11 protein-coding genes are annotated in these 13,747 nt (G+C 71.2%); 9 read left to right on the forward strand and 2 right to left on the reverse strand.

Going from position 1 to position 13,747, the window contains the following annotated elements; all coding sequences use genetic code 11:
• The first annotated feature begins 81 nt into the window (after positions 1–81).
• The 4 genes from D581_RS0125870 (at position 82) to D581_RS0125885 (ending at position 3,635) form a co-directional block, all read left to right on the forward strand.
• The gene (locus tag D581_RS0125870; RefSeq protein WP_018960090.1) at positions 82–633 is read left to right on the forward strand and encodes a GNAT family N-acetyltransferase; all 552 of its coding nucleotides are present in this window, start codon (positions 82–84) and stop codon (positions 631–633) included.
• Positions 634–990: 357 nt separating this feature from the next.
• Positions 991–1,119, forward strand: a complete 129-nt coding sequence (locus D581_RS1000000142265; protein WP_018960091.1) for a hypothetical protein — start codon at positions 991–993, stop codon at positions 1,117–1,119.
• Positions 1,120–1,230: 111 nt separating this feature from the next.
• Positions 1,231–2,274, forward strand: coding sequence for a 3-isopropylmalate dehydrogenase (locus D581_RS0125880; protein ID WP_032753022.1), 1,044 nt, complete (start codon positions 1,231–1,233; stop codon positions 2,272–2,274).
• A 257-nt stretch (positions 2,275–2,531) separates the two neighbouring features.
• Positions 2,532–3,635: a branched-chain amino acid aminotransferase gene (locus tag D581_RS0125885; protein WP_018960093.1), complete on the forward strand. Its 1,104-nt coding sequence runs from the start codon at positions 2,532–2,534 to the stop codon at positions 3,633–3,635.
• A 172-nt stretch (positions 3,636–3,807) separates the two neighbouring features.
• On the opposite strand, the gene D581_RS0125890 is transcribed toward D581_RS0125885, so the two are convergent.
• Together D581_RS0125890 and melC1 are read right to left on the reverse strand one after the other, a co-directional pair.
• A complete protein-coding gene (locus tag D581_RS0125890) occupies positions 3,808–4,626 on the reverse strand; it encodes a tyrosinase family protein (RefSeq protein WP_018960094.1) in 819 nt (272 codons plus the stop codon).
• Positions 4,627–4,642: 16 nt separating this feature from the next.
• Positions 4,643–5,092 (reverse strand): apotyrosinase chaperone MelC1, encoded by a 450-nt coding sequence (gene melC1, locus D581_RS0125895; RefSeq protein WP_018960095.1) that lies wholly within the window; start codon positions 5,090–5,092, stop codon positions 4,643–4,645.
• 445 nt (positions 5,093–5,537) lie between these two features.
• On the opposite strand from melC1, the gene D581_RS0125900 reads away from it, so the two are divergent.
• The 5 genes from D581_RS0125900 (at position 5,538) to D581_RS0125920 (ending at position 13,570) form a co-directional block, all read left to right on the forward strand.
• Positions 5,538–6,581: an agmatine deiminase family protein gene (locus tag D581_RS0125900; protein WP_018960096.1), complete on the forward strand. Its 1,044-nt coding sequence runs from the start codon at positions 5,538–5,540 to the stop codon at positions 6,579–6,581.
• On the forward strand, positions 6,578–7,192 hold the full coding sequence (locus D581_RS0125905; RefSeq protein ID WP_018960097.1) for a TetR/AcrR family transcriptional regulator: 615 nt from the start codon (positions 6,578–6,580) through the stop codon (positions 7,190–7,192). The genes D581_RS0125900 and D581_RS0125905 overlap by 4 nt, the downstream gene beginning before the upstream one ends.
• 341 nt (positions 7,193–7,533) lie before the next feature.
• Positions 7,534–9,141, forward strand: a complete 1,608-nt coding sequence (gene cimA / locus D581_RS0125910; RefSeq protein WP_018960098.1) for a citramalate synthase — start codon at positions 7,534–7,536, stop codon at positions 9,139–9,141.
• Positions 9,142–9,646: 505 nt separating this feature from the next.
• On the forward strand, positions 9,647–12,130 hold the full coding sequence (locus tag D581_RS0125915; protein ID WP_018960099.1) for a glycoside hydrolase family 3 N-terminal domain-containing protein: 2,484 nt from the start codon (positions 9,647–9,649) through the stop codon (positions 12,128–12,130).
• A gap of 57 nt (positions 12,131–12,187) precedes the next feature.
• Positions 12,188–13,570, forward strand: coding sequence for a hypothetical protein (locus D581_RS0125920; protein ID WP_018960100.1), 1,383 nt, complete (start codon positions 12,188–12,190; stop codon positions 13,568–13,570).
• Positions 13,571–13,747: the final 177 nt, after the last annotated feature.

A 13,747-nucleotide genomic window follows, 5' to 3' on the forward strand; every position in this document is an offset into this window, starting at 1 on the left:
CGCACCCCGGTCCGGGCGGGCCTGTGCACGGCGGCCGAATGCGGTGTCGGGAGGGCCGCGGCGGCTGGCAGGCTTACGCTCATGGACCGCTCTTCCGTACCGCGCATCGCCCACACTCATGAGCTCACCGCAGTCGAACGGGACCGGATCCGCGAGCTGCTCGACACCGCCTTCGACGGCAATTTCAGCGACGCGGACTGGGAGCACTCCCTGGGGGGCCTCCACGTCCTGCTGTGCGACGCGGACGACCGCCCGATCGCCCACGGCAGCGTCGTCCAGCGCCGCGTCCTGCACGCGGACCGCTCCTACCGCGCCGGATACGTCGAGGCCGTCGCCGTCCGCGCCGACCGCCGCCGCGCGGGCCTCGGCCACCGGGTGATGGCCGCCCTGGAACACGTCATCGACACGGCCTACGACTTCGGGGCCCTGTCGGCCTCCGACGCCGGAGCGGCGCTCTACGCGTCGCGTGGCTGGCAGGTCTGGCCCGGCAGGCTCGCCGCCCTCGGCCCGGCCGGCCCCGTCCCGCTGCCCGAGGAGGAGGGCACCACCTACGTCCGCCCGGCGGCCGGGGGCGCTCTGCCCGCGGCCGGCCACCCGCTCCAGTTCGACTGGCGGGAGGGGGACCTGCTCTGAGCGGGCGGGCGGACGGACGGGCGGACGGGCGTAGGGACGGATGGGTGGATGGGGGACGGACTCCTTCCGCCGCTGTCACCTGGTCCGATCCGATGACCCGTCTCAGATAGTAGGAAGTCCGAGTAACTGTGGAGACAGGACGGCTCGACTGTCCTAACTTGGTAGGAGCCGAACGATTCGCTCGATCGAGCGACTGTGGCGGTCGCGGGCGCGCGCCCCGAAGCAGGTAACCCCCTGCGGCGCACGCTCCCCGCTCCTTACGGCACCTCGAAATCCGATCCCGGCCCGGCCTCGGCGCCGCATCACGCTGTGCGGCCCGCCCCCGGCATCCATGCGATCTCAAGGAGTCGATCCACCATGGCCACCACCACCGCCCGTCGCGTCCGTCACGCTCCCCGCCCGTCCGAGTCGGACCGCAAGAACGCCGCCGCCGCTCTCCAGCGCGCCCTGGACCGCCGTGACAACGGCGGCTCGACCGGCCACTGAACCGTCCGCAGACCACTCGACCCCACCCTGAACACCCCGAACACCCTTGCCCCCCGTCCGTATGGTGGACGCCGGATGTCATGGGATGGGACGCACCGTTAGGCTTCCGGCATGTCTCGCAGCATCGATCTCGCAGTGATCCCCGGTGACGGAATCGGCCAGGAAGTCGTGGCCCAGGGCCTCAAGGTCCTCAACGCTGTCCTCCCGCAGGATGTGAAGCTGGAGACCAAGGAGTACGACCTCGGCGCCCAGCGCTGGCACCGCACCGGCGACACCCTCCCGGACGCGGAGCTGGAAGCCCTCAAGAACCACGACGCCATCCTCCTCGGCGCGATCGGCGACCCGTCCGTGCCGTCCGGCGTCCTGGAGCGCGGGCTGCTGCTGAAGCTGCGTTTCGCGTTCGACCACTTCATCAACCTGCGGCCCTCCAAGCTCTTCCCGAACACCGCGACCCCGCTCGCCGGCCGCCCCGACATCGACTTCGTCGTCGTCCGTGAGGGCACCGAGGGCCCGTACACCGGCAACGGCGGCTCGCTGCGCACCGGCACCCCCGCCGAGGTCGCCACCGAGGTCAGCCTCAACACGGCGTACGGCGTCGAGCGCGTGGTCCGGGACGCCTTCGAGCGTGCGGCGGCCCGTCCGCGCAAGAAGCTGACGCTGGTCCACAAGAACAACGTCCTCGTCTACGCCGGCCACCTGTGGAAGAACACCTTCGACCGGGTCGCCGCCGAGTATCCGCAGGTCAGCACCGACTACCTGCATGTCGACGCCGCGACGATCTTCTTCGTCACCCAGCCGGAGCGCTTCGACGTCATCGTCACCGACAACCTCTTCGGCGACATCCTGACCGACCTCGCCGCCGCCGTCTCCGGCGGTATCGGCCTGGCCGCCTCCGGCAACATCAACCCGACGGGCGCGTTCCCGTCGATGTTCGAGCCGGTCCACGGCTCCGCCCCCGACATCGCGGGGCAGGGCAAGGCCGACCCGACCGCCACGGTCCTCTCCGTCGCCCTCCTGCTGCGCCACCTCGGCTACGAGACCGAGGCCGCGCGCGTCGAGGACGCCGTCTCCGCCGACCTCGCGGAGCGCGACGGGGCCGCCACGCGTACGACCGACGAGATCGGCGACGCCCTCGCGGTACGTGTAGCGGGCTGACCCGACGACTCCACTTCGAAGCCGCCGGGTCGCACTCAGCGCCCGGCGGCTTCACCTGTGCGGCCCCCGGGTGCCACCATCGATCCCTGGACCGCATTCACACCATTTCGTGCACGGCCCCCCGCAAGTGATAATCGAACGCGGGGCCGTGGCTCGCGGTGAAGCTCGGACGTCCTAGGACCTGACCGAAAAGCGTCGGGCACGAACAGGCGTGAGCGCGGTCCATCACACACAAGACCGGTGAAGGACACGCACTCATGACGACGCCCACGATCGAGCTCAAGCCCTCCTCGAACCCGCTGTCCGACGCGGAGCGCGAGGCGATCCTGGCCAACCCCGGATTCGGCCGGCACTTCACCGATCACATGGTGACCATCCGCTGGACCGAGGGCCGGGGCTGGCACGACGCCCAGCTGGTCCCCTACGGCCCGCTGTCGATGGACCCGGCCAACATGACCCTGCACTACGCGCAGGAGATCTTCGAGGGGCTCAAGGCCTACCGTCAGCCCGACGGCACGGTCGCCTCCTTCCGCCCCGACGCCAACGCCCGCCGCTTCCAGCGCTCGGCCGCGCGCCTGGCCATGCCGGAGCTGCCCGTCGAGACGTTCATCGAGGCATGTGACGCGCTGGTGCAGCAGGACAAGGCGTGGGTCCCGGCCCACGGCGGCGAGGAGTCGCTCTACCTGCGCCCCTTCATGATCGCCACGGAGGTCGGCCTCGGCGTGAAGCCGGCCAACGAGTACCTCTTCCTGGTCATCGCCTCGCCCGCCGGCGCCTACTTCCCCGGCGGGGTGAAGCCGGTCTCCATCTGGCTCTCGGAGAACCGCGTCCGCGCCGTCCCCGGCGGCGTGGGCGACGCCAAGACCGGCGGCAACTACGCCGCCTCCCTCCTCGCCCAGGCCGAGGCCGCCGCACACGGCTGCGCCCAGGTCGCCTACCTCGACGCGGTCGAGCACAAGTGGGTCGAGGAGCTCGGCGGCATGAACCTCTACTTCGTGTACGCCCAGGAGGACGGCTCGAAGAAGATCATCACGCCGTCCCTCACGGGCTCGCTGCTCGCCGGCATCACCCGCGACTCCCTCCTCAAGGTCGCCCGCGACCTCGGTTACGGCTCCGAGGAGGGCCGGGTCTCCATCGACCAGTGGCGCGACGACACCGCCGACGGCACCCTCGTCGAGGTCTTCGCCTGCGGCACGGCCGCCGTCATCACCCCCGTCGGCCTGGTGAAGTCCGAGGGCGGCGAGTGGACCCAGGGCGACGGCGAGCCCGGTGAGGTCACCATGAGGCTCCGGGAGCGTCTTCTCGACATCCAGCGCGGCGTCGTCGAGGACACCCACGGCTGGATGCACCCGCTCGGCTGACGAGTCGCCGCGTGATCGTGGGTGCGGCGTGTTCGGCCGTGGCCCGTTGTCAGGCGTTGTCGGTGCCCGAGCGCACATAGCCGTGACGGCGCGCTCGGGCACCCTCGGCGTCGCCGGCAGCATTTCTGCTGGGACCGGTCCAGAGCCTGGATGGAATCAGGATTCCCAAGGGTTAGGCGTACTTGTAGAAGCGGGTGTGGTCGAGCATCGCGGCCGGGGTGACGTTGTTCCACGGGGCCATGGCCTGGTTCAGCGCCACCACGCCTGTGGTGCGCACGGCGGGCAGATAGGAGTGCCGGCGGTGGCGCCGCTGCCAGTCCGCCCATATCTTGTCGACGAAACTGTGATGCAGCCAGAAGACCGGATCATTGGGTGACACGCTCTGCAGCATCTGCCCCCCGACCCAGTTGTGCACCCCGTTGTGAAGGCCCGGACCGGCCCCGCCTTCGAGGTTGTTGCGGAATCCCGGGGCGGTGAAGTCCCATGGCGCCGTGTCATACGGCGTGACGGCGAGAACGGTGTTCAGCTCGGCCCTGGTCGGCAGGGGCATACCCGGCGGCGCCATGGAGCGCCGGAGGAAGGGTGCGTCGTCGTCCTGCACGGTGATGGTCCAATTGCCGGTGGAATAGGCGAAGGGGCCGTTCATCACCTGTCCGTCCGGCCTCCGGCCGTTTCCACCGAGGAAGTCGGCCGCCCAGAGGGAGGAGGTGGGAGTCCGGTCCCTCGTCCAGTCCCAGTACGGGATGGACACACTGGGGTTGACCGACTGGAGCGCCCGTTCGAAGTCGATCAGATATTGGCGATGCCACGGCAGGAACGACGGTGATTCGTGCCCCTGTCGTATCGGACCCGTCATGTCGGAGAGGAAGATCTCGCGATGAGTGATGACGAAGGGGTCGTACCGGCCTCTCCGCTTGAGTTCCACGACGGCGTTCACGAAGGCTCTCTTCTCGGCGCTGGTGAGGTTTGCCTGGTTCTTCCGTACGGTCATGGCGGCTGCTCCCGGTTCAGGCGGTGGGGGTGTGGGGGACGAGGGCGGCGCCCATGAGCGAGGTCACGGCGGCGCGGGCCGCGGTGTGGGGGTCCGGGAACGTCCGGTAGTGGTTGGTCACGCTCGTCCAGCTGTTGTCCGGCTTCCGCATCACATGCAGTTCTCGGCCGTCGATCAGGACGCGATAGGCGGGGGCGGATGTGTGGTGTCCCCCGTGCGCCTCGCCCTTGGCGTTGGCGTCGCCGGGTATGCCTTCGATGCGACGCCCTTCGAAGACCTCGCTGAACGGGGTCGGGCCGTCCGTGCGGTGGTTCGCGCCGGGTCCGGCCCCGGCTCCTGCGGTGGTGGACTTGCCGGCCTTCTCCGGTGTGGCGTTCGCGGAAGCTGCGGCCATTCCGGCCACGGCTACGCCCGCTGCGACGCCCGCGACAGTGCCGACGACCTGGCGCCGGGTGAATTGGGACATGAAAGTGGAACCCCCTGATTCATGGATGTGCGCGGCCAGGTGATGACTGCGGACCGCTTTCACCATGAGTACAGGCTGCTGGAATACCGGAGAAGAGAAGAATTTTTGGTTCGGCGTTAAGTGGTCATTCTTGAACCGGACAACCGGTGACTGATTCTTTCGCTTCGGAGAGGTGGGCGAAAGCCCGGAAGGGGTGAGGTGAAGATTCGATGAGAATCACCCCTTCCCCATGAGAACGTCCTCAATAAAAGCAATGTGTCGTGTCCACGTTCACACAGGTAACGTGTCCGGAATTGCACCTCTCGCTCGGTCGGCCGTCCGCCCCCCTTCGTCGAGTGAGGGGAGGAGTCGCCTGTTTGCCCGGAGAGGTTCCGGGAGTCTTTCGGGTGGTCGTGCGTCATGGTTAGAGTGTCACTCTAACCATCGGTCGTTCCAGGAGCTCCCCATGCCCGCCACTCCCGCCCCCTTCCGCATGCCCCCCGAATGGGCCCCCCACGAGCGCACCTGGATGGCCTGGCCGGGGCCCAACCCCACCTTCGCCTCCGACGCCGAGCTGGACGGGGCCCGCCGCGCGTGGGCCGGTGTCGCCCGTGCCGTGCGGCGGTTCGAGCCGGTGACCATGGTCGTCGGGCCCGGCCAGGAGGAGGGGGCGGCGGCGCTGCTCGGGCCGGACGTACAGCTGGTCGTGCGGCCGCTCGACGACGCCTGGATGCGGGACATCGGCCCCACCTTCGTCACCGACGGCCGGACGCTCGCCGCCGTCGACTGGACGTTCAACGGCTGGGGCGCCCAGGGCTGGGCCCGCTGGGAGCACGACCAGCACATCGCCCGGGGCGTCGCCGAGCTGGCCGGGGCCCCCGCCCACAGCTCCCCGCTCGTCAACGAGGGCGGCGCGATCCACGTGGACGGCGACGGCACCGTCCTGCTCACCGAGACCGTCCAGCTCGGCGCGGAACGCAACCCCGGCTGGACCCGGGAGCAGGTCGAGGCGGAGGTCCACGCCCGCCTCGGGACCGAGAAGGCCATCTGGCTGCCCCGGGGGCTGACCGGCGACTACGGGACGTACGGCACGCTTGGCCATGTCGACATCGTCGCCGCCTTCGCCCGCCCGGGCACCGTCGTCGCCCACGTCCAGCCGGACCCCGCCCACCCCGACCACGAGGTCACCCGGGCGACCCTGGCGATCCTCCGGGCCGCCACCGACGCGCGGGGGCGCCCCCTGGAGGTCGTCGAGGTGCCCGCGCCCACCGTGCTCCGTGACGAGGACGGGGAATGGGTCGACTACTCCTACATCAACCACTACCTCTGCAACGACGCCGTGATCCTCTGCGCCTTCGACGACCCGCGCGACGAAGAGGCCGCCGCGATCTTCCGGGGCCTCTTCCCGGACCGTACGGTGACGCCGGTCGACGCCCGTACGATCTTCGCCGGCGGTGGAGGCATCCACTGCGTCACCCAGCAGCAGCCGAAGGTCCGAGCGAACCCATGACCCGCACCCCCCGTCGCACCCACCACGCCGCCCCGCCCCGCGAGGACGTCCTCGCCGCCGCCATGGCCACCGTCGCCGAGCGCGGGCTCGACGGGCTGACCATGGCCGGGCTGGGGCGGGAGGTGGGCATGAGCAGCGGGCACCTCCTCTACTACTTCCGCACCAAGGACGAACTGCTCCTCCAGACCCTGGAGTGGAGCGAGCGGCGTCTGGGGGCCGAGCGCGGCGCCCTGCTCGCCCGGCCGGGGACGGCCCGCGAGCGGCTGGACGCGTACATCGACCTCTACCTGCCCGCCGGGCACCGCGACCCCCACTGGACGCTCTGGCTGGAGGTCTGGGGCCGCTCGCAGAACGCCGACGACGACGCCCGCTCCCGGCAGGCCGCGATCGAGGGGGTCTGGCACCGCGACCTGGTGGCGCTGCTCGTCGAGGGGGTCTCGCGCGGCGAGTTCCGGCCGGTGGACGCCGACCGGTTCGCCGCCCGGCTGCGGGCGCTGCTCGACGGGTTCAGCATCCACGTGACGGTCGGGATCCCGGGGACGGGCCGCGAGCAGGTGCTGGGGCAGGCGGCGGAGTTCCTGGACGAGACGCTGGTGCGGGGCGCTCACTGAACGACGCGACCAGGGTCACGACCGCATCCTGAGACACCGCAGTCACGGGGCCGTCGCTGTGCGAGACTGCTCCCGTGTCCTCGTTCGTCATGATTATTGGCAGCAGGCGCGCCGGTCCGCAGTGACCGCCCCGTACCACCACGTACGGCGCGGCCATCGTGCCCCAGACCCGCGCGCAGACCTCTCGCACCCGCGAGGGGTTTTTTCGTTTTCCGGCCCGCACCCGAGCCGGGGCGAGGCGCGCGGGATGATGGGGGCAAGTGGAGCTGGGGCCTGTTCCGGGTTCCCCGAACAGGCCCAGACCGTCCGGATCCACTCATCCGACAGGAGATCAGATCAGCATGACCACCAAGGCCAACGCCACCGACGACAGTTTCCATGTCTTCGACACCACACTGCGCGACGGTGCTCAGCGTGAGGGCATCAACCTGACGGTTGCCGACAAGCTGACCATCGCCCGTCATCTGGACACCTTCGGTGTGGGGTACATCGAGGGCGGCTGGCCGGGGGCCAACCCGCGCGACACGGAGTTCTTCGCCCGCGCCCAGCAGGAGGTCACGTTCGAGAACGCCCAGCTAGTGGCGTTCGGCGCGACCCGCAGGGCCGGCGGCAGCGCCGCCGAGGACCCCCAGGTGAAGGCGCTTCTGACCTCCGGCGCCCCGGTGATCACCCTGGTGGCCAAGGCGCACGACCGGCACGTCGAGCTGGCCCTGCGCACCACCCTGGAGGAGAACCTGGAGATGGTCCGCGACACCGTCTCCCACCTCCGCCAGCAGGGCCGCCGGGTCTTCGTGGACTGCGAGCACTTCTTCGACGGCTACCGCGCCAACGCCGAGTACGCCAAGTCCGTGGTCCGCACCGCGTACGAGGCGGGCGCCGAGGTCGTCATCCTCTGCGACACCAACGGCGGCATGCTCCCCGCCCAGGTCCAGGCCGTCGTCTCCACGGTCGTCGCCGACACCGGCGCCCGCCTCGGCATCCACGCCCAGGACGACACCGGCTGCGCCGTCGCCAACACCCTGGCCGCCGTGGACGCCGGCGCCACCCACGTCCAGTGCACGGCCAACGGCTACGGCGAGCGGGTCGGCAACGCCAACCTCTTCCCCGTAGTCGCCGCCCTGGAACTCAAGTACGGCATGAGGGTGCTGCCCGAGGGCGCGCTCGCCGAGATGACCCGCATCTCGCACGCCATCGCCGAGGTCGTCAACCTCACCCCCTCCACCCACCAGCCGTACGTGGGCGTCTCGGCCTTCGCCCACAAGGCCGGGCTGCACGCCTCCGCGATCAAGGTCGACCCCGACCTCTACCAGCACATCGACCCCGAGCTGGTCGGCAACACCATGCGGATGCTGGTCTCCGACATGGCGGGCCGCGCCTCCATCGAGCTGAAGGGCAAGGAGCTCGGCATCGACCTCGGTGACGACCGCGCGCTGGTCGGGCGGGTCGTGGAGCGGGTCAAGGAGCGCGAACTCCAGGGCTACACCTACGAGGCCGCCGACGCCTCCTTCGAACTGCTGCTGCGCGGCGAGGTCGAGGGCCGGGCCCGGCGCTACTTCCGTACGGAGTCCTGGCGGGCGATCGTCGAGGACCGCCCCGACGGCACCCACGCCAACGAGGCCACCGTGAAGCTCTGGGCCAAGGGTGAGCGGATCGTCGCCACCGCCGAGGGCAACGGCCCGGTCAACGCCCTGGACCGGGCCCTGCGCGTCGCCCTGGAGCGGATCTACCCGCAGCTCGCCAAGTTGGAGCTGGTCGACTACAAGGTCCGCATCCTGGAGGGCCGCACGGGCACCGAGTCCACCACCCGCGTGCTCATCACCACGGGCGACGGCACCGGCGACTGGGCGACCGTGGGGGTCGCCGAGAACGTCATCGCCGCCTCCTGGCAGGCACTGGAGGACGCGTACACCTACGGACTGCTGCGCGCGGGCGTCGAGCCCACGGAGTAACCCGACCTGACCCGACCTGACCCGACCCGACCCGACCCGACCCGACCCGACCCGACCCGACCGGATCCGACCGACCGACCCGATCCGACCCGATGCGGACCGGACCCTGGACCAGTCCGGTCCGCATCGCTCGTGGGAGCCGCCGCCCGTCACCGGGCGGCGGCTCCCACGCGTCCGAGACGGAGTACTCGACCCTCCCTGCCCGGTGGGCGGATGGCGCCGGACCGATCCCGACGTGAGGTGTCGTGAAGTACGGACGGCCCGCGCTCGATGTCGTCATGCGGCGGCAGATCCCGTGACGGCTCGTCCGGTCGAGGGAACAGCCGGACTTCTCGGTCGTGTTGATCATCCACGCCGTCCCGCTCCTGATCGAATTCCCGGGCCGGATCGCGATCGTGCACGGGGGCCGGCCTCGACCGCAGGAGGAGAGAGCGCCCCCATGCCCCGCACACCGCACCCCCGCTCCCGGCCCCGGCCCTGGCCCCGGAAGGACGGAGCGGGACCCGTGACGGCCGCTCTCGCCGCCGGGGCCGTGCTGGCCACCCTGCTCACCGGCCCGCCCACCGGCCCCGCGGCGGCGGCGGACCCGGCGCTCACGGCGAGCGTCCTCACCGACACGGCGGTCCGGCCGGTGCGGAACGGCGCCGACGCCCTGATCGAGCTTTCTGTCGCCACCACGGGCTCCGCGCCCACCGAGGAGCCCCTCACCGTCGCATACACCACGAAGGGCGGCACCGCCCGGGCCGGGAAGGACTACACCCCGGTCACCGGCAGCCACACCTTCCCCGCGGGCACCGCCTCCGGCACCACCCACACGGTGACCGTCCGCACGGCGAAGGCGTCGAAGCCCGCCGTGGCGAAGACGATTCCGCTGGAGCTGACCGTCACCGGTGCCAAGGCCCCCGAGGAGAACCCGCAGGTCGTCATCGACGCGCACGGACTCCCGTACCAGAACGCGCACCTGCCCGTGAAGCAGCGGGTGGCGGATCTGCTGGGACGCATGTCGCCCGCCGAGAAGGCCGGCCAGATGACCCAGGCCGAGCGCAACGCGCTCCGCGCCCCCGGCGACATCGCCGCCTACGGCCTCGGCTCGCTGCTCTCCGGCGGCGGCTCGGCCCCCACCCCCAACACGGCGGCCGCCTGGGCGAAGATGACCGACGCCTACCAGCTGCGCACCCGGACCACCCGCTTCCAGATTCCGCTGATCTACGGCGTGGACGCGGTGCACGGGCACAACAACGTGGCCGGCGCGACGATCATGCCGCACAACATCGGCATCGGCGCGGGCCGCGACCCGGAGAGCGCGGAGCGGACCGGCGCGATCACGGCGAAGGAGGTCCGCGCCACCGGCGTCCCGTGGAACTTCGCGCCCTGCGTCTGCGTCACCCGCGACGAACGCTGGGGCCGCTCCTACGAGGCGTTCGGCGAGGACCCCGCCCTGGTCGAGGCCATGGAGACCGTCATCCAGGGCATGCAGGGCAGTCCGTCCGGCGAGGACCTGCACCGCGCCGACAAGGTGCTGGGCAGCGCCAAGCACTTCGTCGGCGACGGCGGCACCGCGTACGGCTCCTCCACCACCGGCACGTACACGGTGGACCAAGGCGTCACCCAGGTCACCCGGCAGGAGTTGGAGGCCGTACACCTGTCGCCGTTCGAGGAGTCGGTGAAGCGGGGCGTCGGCACGGTCATGCCCTCGTACTCCTCGCTGGACGTCCTGGGCGACGACGAGGGCCCGGTGAAGATGCACGCCAACGCCGAGATGATCAGCGGCGTCCTCAAGGACCGGATGGGATTCGAGGGCTTCGTCATCAGCGACTGGCAGGCCATCGACCAGATTCCCGGTGACCATGCCAGTGACGTCCGCACGTCGGTCAATGCCGGAGTCGACATGATCATGGTCCCGACCGCGTACCAGGACTTCACGAAGACTCTGCGGGACGAGGTGGTCGCGGGCCGCGTCACCGAGGCCCGGATCGACGACGCGGTCGCCCGCATCCTCACCCAGAAGTTCCGCCTCGGCCTCTTCGAGAAGCCGTACGCGGACACCACCCACCTGGACAGGGTCGGCTCGGCCGAGCACCGCGCGGTGGCCCGCGAGGCGGTGGCCAAGTCCCAGGTGCTGCTGAAGAACGACGGAGCCGTCCTCCCGATCGAGCCCGGCCAGAAGGTGTACGTCGCCGGGTCCAACGCCGATGACATCGGCAACCAGACCGGCGGCTGGACCACCAGCTGGCAGGGGTCCTCAGGGGAGACCGCCACCGGCACGACGATCCTGGAGGGCATGCGAAAGGCGGCGCGAACCCCCGAGTCCGTGACGTTCTCCCAGGACGCCTCCGCCGCCACGGACGGTTACGACGTAGGCGTGGTCGTCGTCGGCGAGACCCCGTACGCCGAAGGCATCGGCGACGTCGGCAACGGGCACGACCTGGAACTGACGGCTGCCGACCGGACAGCGGTCGACAAGGTCTGCGCCGCCATGGACTGCGCCGTCCTCATCGTCTCCGGCCGCCCCCAGCTCATCGGCGACCGGCTCGGGAAGATCAACGCACTGGTGGCCTCCTGGCTGCCGGGCTCCGAGGGCGACGGCGTCGCCGACGTCCTCTACGGCAGGCGGGCCTTCACCGGACAGCTCCCGGTGACCTGGCCGAAGGCGGAGGCCCAGCTGCCGATCAACGTGGGGGACACCGCCTACGACCCGCAGTTCCCGTACGGCTGGGGCCTGACCACCCTCACCAAGCCCCGGGCCGGCGGTGAGCCGGCCCTCGCGGCCCTCGCCGTCGCCGCCCGGGCCGCCGAGGAGGCGCACCTCGGGAACACCGCGGCGGGCAGGGCGATCGTGGACCGGGCCCGGCTGCTGGTCCAGCGGAAGATCGACGGGACGTTCGGCCAGGAGGTCTCGAAGCCGTTCGCGGAGGCGGACCACCTGCTGCTCACCGGTGATCTGACCGGGGCGGTGGACAGACTGCGCACGGCGTACCGAGCAGCGTAGGACACGCGTTCCCAGGCGGGCGACGGCGTTCGTCGCCCGTCTGGAGTAGCGTTAAGTATGAGGAAAAGGCTCTTCCCCGCTCTGCTGGCGGGCCTGCTGCTCATCATCGCAGCGGCGGCCCTCGCCCTGACCTCCCCCGCGTCGGCCGCGCCCGCCGCGACCATCCAGGACGCCGCCCAGGCCCTGCGCGACGACCCGGTCTACGTGGACCCGGGCGCTCGCGATCAGCTCTCCGTCGCTGACGAGAAGGCCCTGGAGAACAAGATCACGGGCGCCGGCAAGCCGGTGTTCGTGGCCGTCCTCCCCGATACCCAGGCCTTCCCCGAGGAAGACCTCCTCCAGACCCTGCGCAGCGACACCGGCATCACCGGCGTCTACGCGGTCCGCCTCGGCGACGGCTTCGACGCGGGCGCCGACCCGCAGGTCATGCCCACGCGAGCGGTCGACAACCTCACCGCCGCCGTGGAGAACCCCACCACCGCCGGTGACGCCGACACCCAGCTCAACGCGTTCGTCGACCGCGCCGTCGAACAGGCCCGGGGCAGCGCCCCCGCCTCCTGGTCCGGCGGCTCGGGCGCTGAGGACGGGGCCGGAGCCCCGGTCGGCGGCCTGATCACGCTCGGCGCGCTGGTCGCGGCGGGCGGCGCGGGCGCGTACGCCATCTCCCGCCGCAACAAGCGCCGCGAGGAGGAAGAGGAGCGCGCCGCGCTCGACAAGCTCCGGGTCGTCGTCGACGAGGACATCACCGCGTACGGCGAAACCCTGGAACGCCTGGACTTCCACCCCGCCGAACCGGGCGCGGACGACACCATGCGCGCCGACTACGAACGGGCCCTGGACTCCTACGAGAGCGCCAAGTCGAAGATGGACAGGGCCGGACACCCCTCCGACGTACGCGAAGTCACCCGGTCCCTGGAGGACGGCCGCTACTCCCTCGCGGTCCTGGAGGCCCGCCGCACCGGCGCGGAGATCCCGGCCCGCCGCCCGCCGTGCTTCTTCGACCCGCGCCACGGCACGGCGGTCACGGAGGTTCTGTGGACCCCGTCCGGCGGCGCGTCCCGGGAAGTCCCGGTCTGCGGCGCGGACGAGGCGCGACTCACCCGGGGCGAGGACCCCATGAGCCGTACGGTCGACGTCGGCGACGGCAACCGCCGCCCGTACTGGGAAGCGGGCCCGGCGTACGGGCCCTGGGCCGGCGGTTACTTCGGCGGCGGCCTGCTCCCCGGCCTCCTGGTCGGCACCATGCTCGGCTCGATGCTCGCGACCCCGGCGTACGCCTCCGAGTACGGCGGCGGTGACTTCGGCGGCGGCGCGGGCGGCGACTGGGGCGGCGGCGACTTCTCCGGCTCCGACTTCGACGCCTCGGGCTTCGGCGGGGGCGGCGGGTTCGGCGACGGCGGAGGCTTCGGGGGCGGCGGCTTCGACGGCGGCGGGTTCTGAACGTCCGGGTCCTCCCACGACGCCCCGGGTTCCGGCGGATCCCCTCAGCCGGGACCCGGGGTCGTCGGGCTGACGGTCCGGGGCGGCGGAGGGCCGGCCCCGGACCACGCGGCTCAGGGGGCGGAGCGCCGCCCCGGACCACGCGGGCTTCGCGCTCAGCCGGTGGTGACCCTCCGC

The organism is Streptomyces sp. CNB091 (genome assembly GCF_000377965.1).

Bases quoted from the DNA above. Each gene is read 5' to 3' on its own strand.
- D581_RS0125870 (WP_018960090.1), top strand. From the start codon at position 82: ATGGACCGCTCTTCCGTACCGCGCATCGCCCACACTCATGAGCTCACC.
- D581_RS1000000142265 (WP_018960091.1), top strand. From the start codon at position 991: ATGGCCACCACCACCGCCCGTCGCGTCCGTCACGCTCCCCGCCCGTCC.
- D581_RS0125880 (WP_032753022.1), top strand. From the start codon at position 1,231: ATGTCTCGCAGCATCGATCTCGCAGTGATCCCCGGTGACGGAATCGGC.
- D581_RS0125885 (WP_018960093.1), top strand. From the start codon at position 2,532: ATGACGACGCCCACGATCGAGCTCAAGCCCTCCTCGAACCCGCTGTCC.
- D581_RS0125890 (WP_018960094.1), bottom strand. From the start codon at position 4,626: ATGACCGTACGGAAGAACCAGGCAAACCTCACCAGCGCCGAGAAGAGA.
- melC1 (WP_018960095.1), bottom strand. From the start codon at position 5,092: ATGTCCCAATTCACCCGGCGCCAGGTCGTCGGCACTGTCGCGGGCGTC.
- D581_RS0125900 (WP_018960096.1), top strand. From the start codon at position 5,538: ATGCCCGCCACTCCCGCCCCCTTCCGCATGCCCCCCGAATGGGCCCCC.
- D581_RS0125905 (WP_018960097.1), top strand. From the start codon at position 6,578: ATGACCCGCACCCCCCGTCGCACCCACCACGCCGCCCCGCCCCGCGAG.
- cimA (WP_018960098.1), top strand. From the start codon at position 7,534: ATGACCACCAAGGCCAACGCCACCGACGACAGTTTCCATGTCTTCGAC.
- D581_RS0125920 (WP_018960100.1), top strand. From the start codon at position 12,188: ATGAGGAAAAGGCTCTTCCCCGCTCTGCTGGCGGGCCTGCTGCTCATC.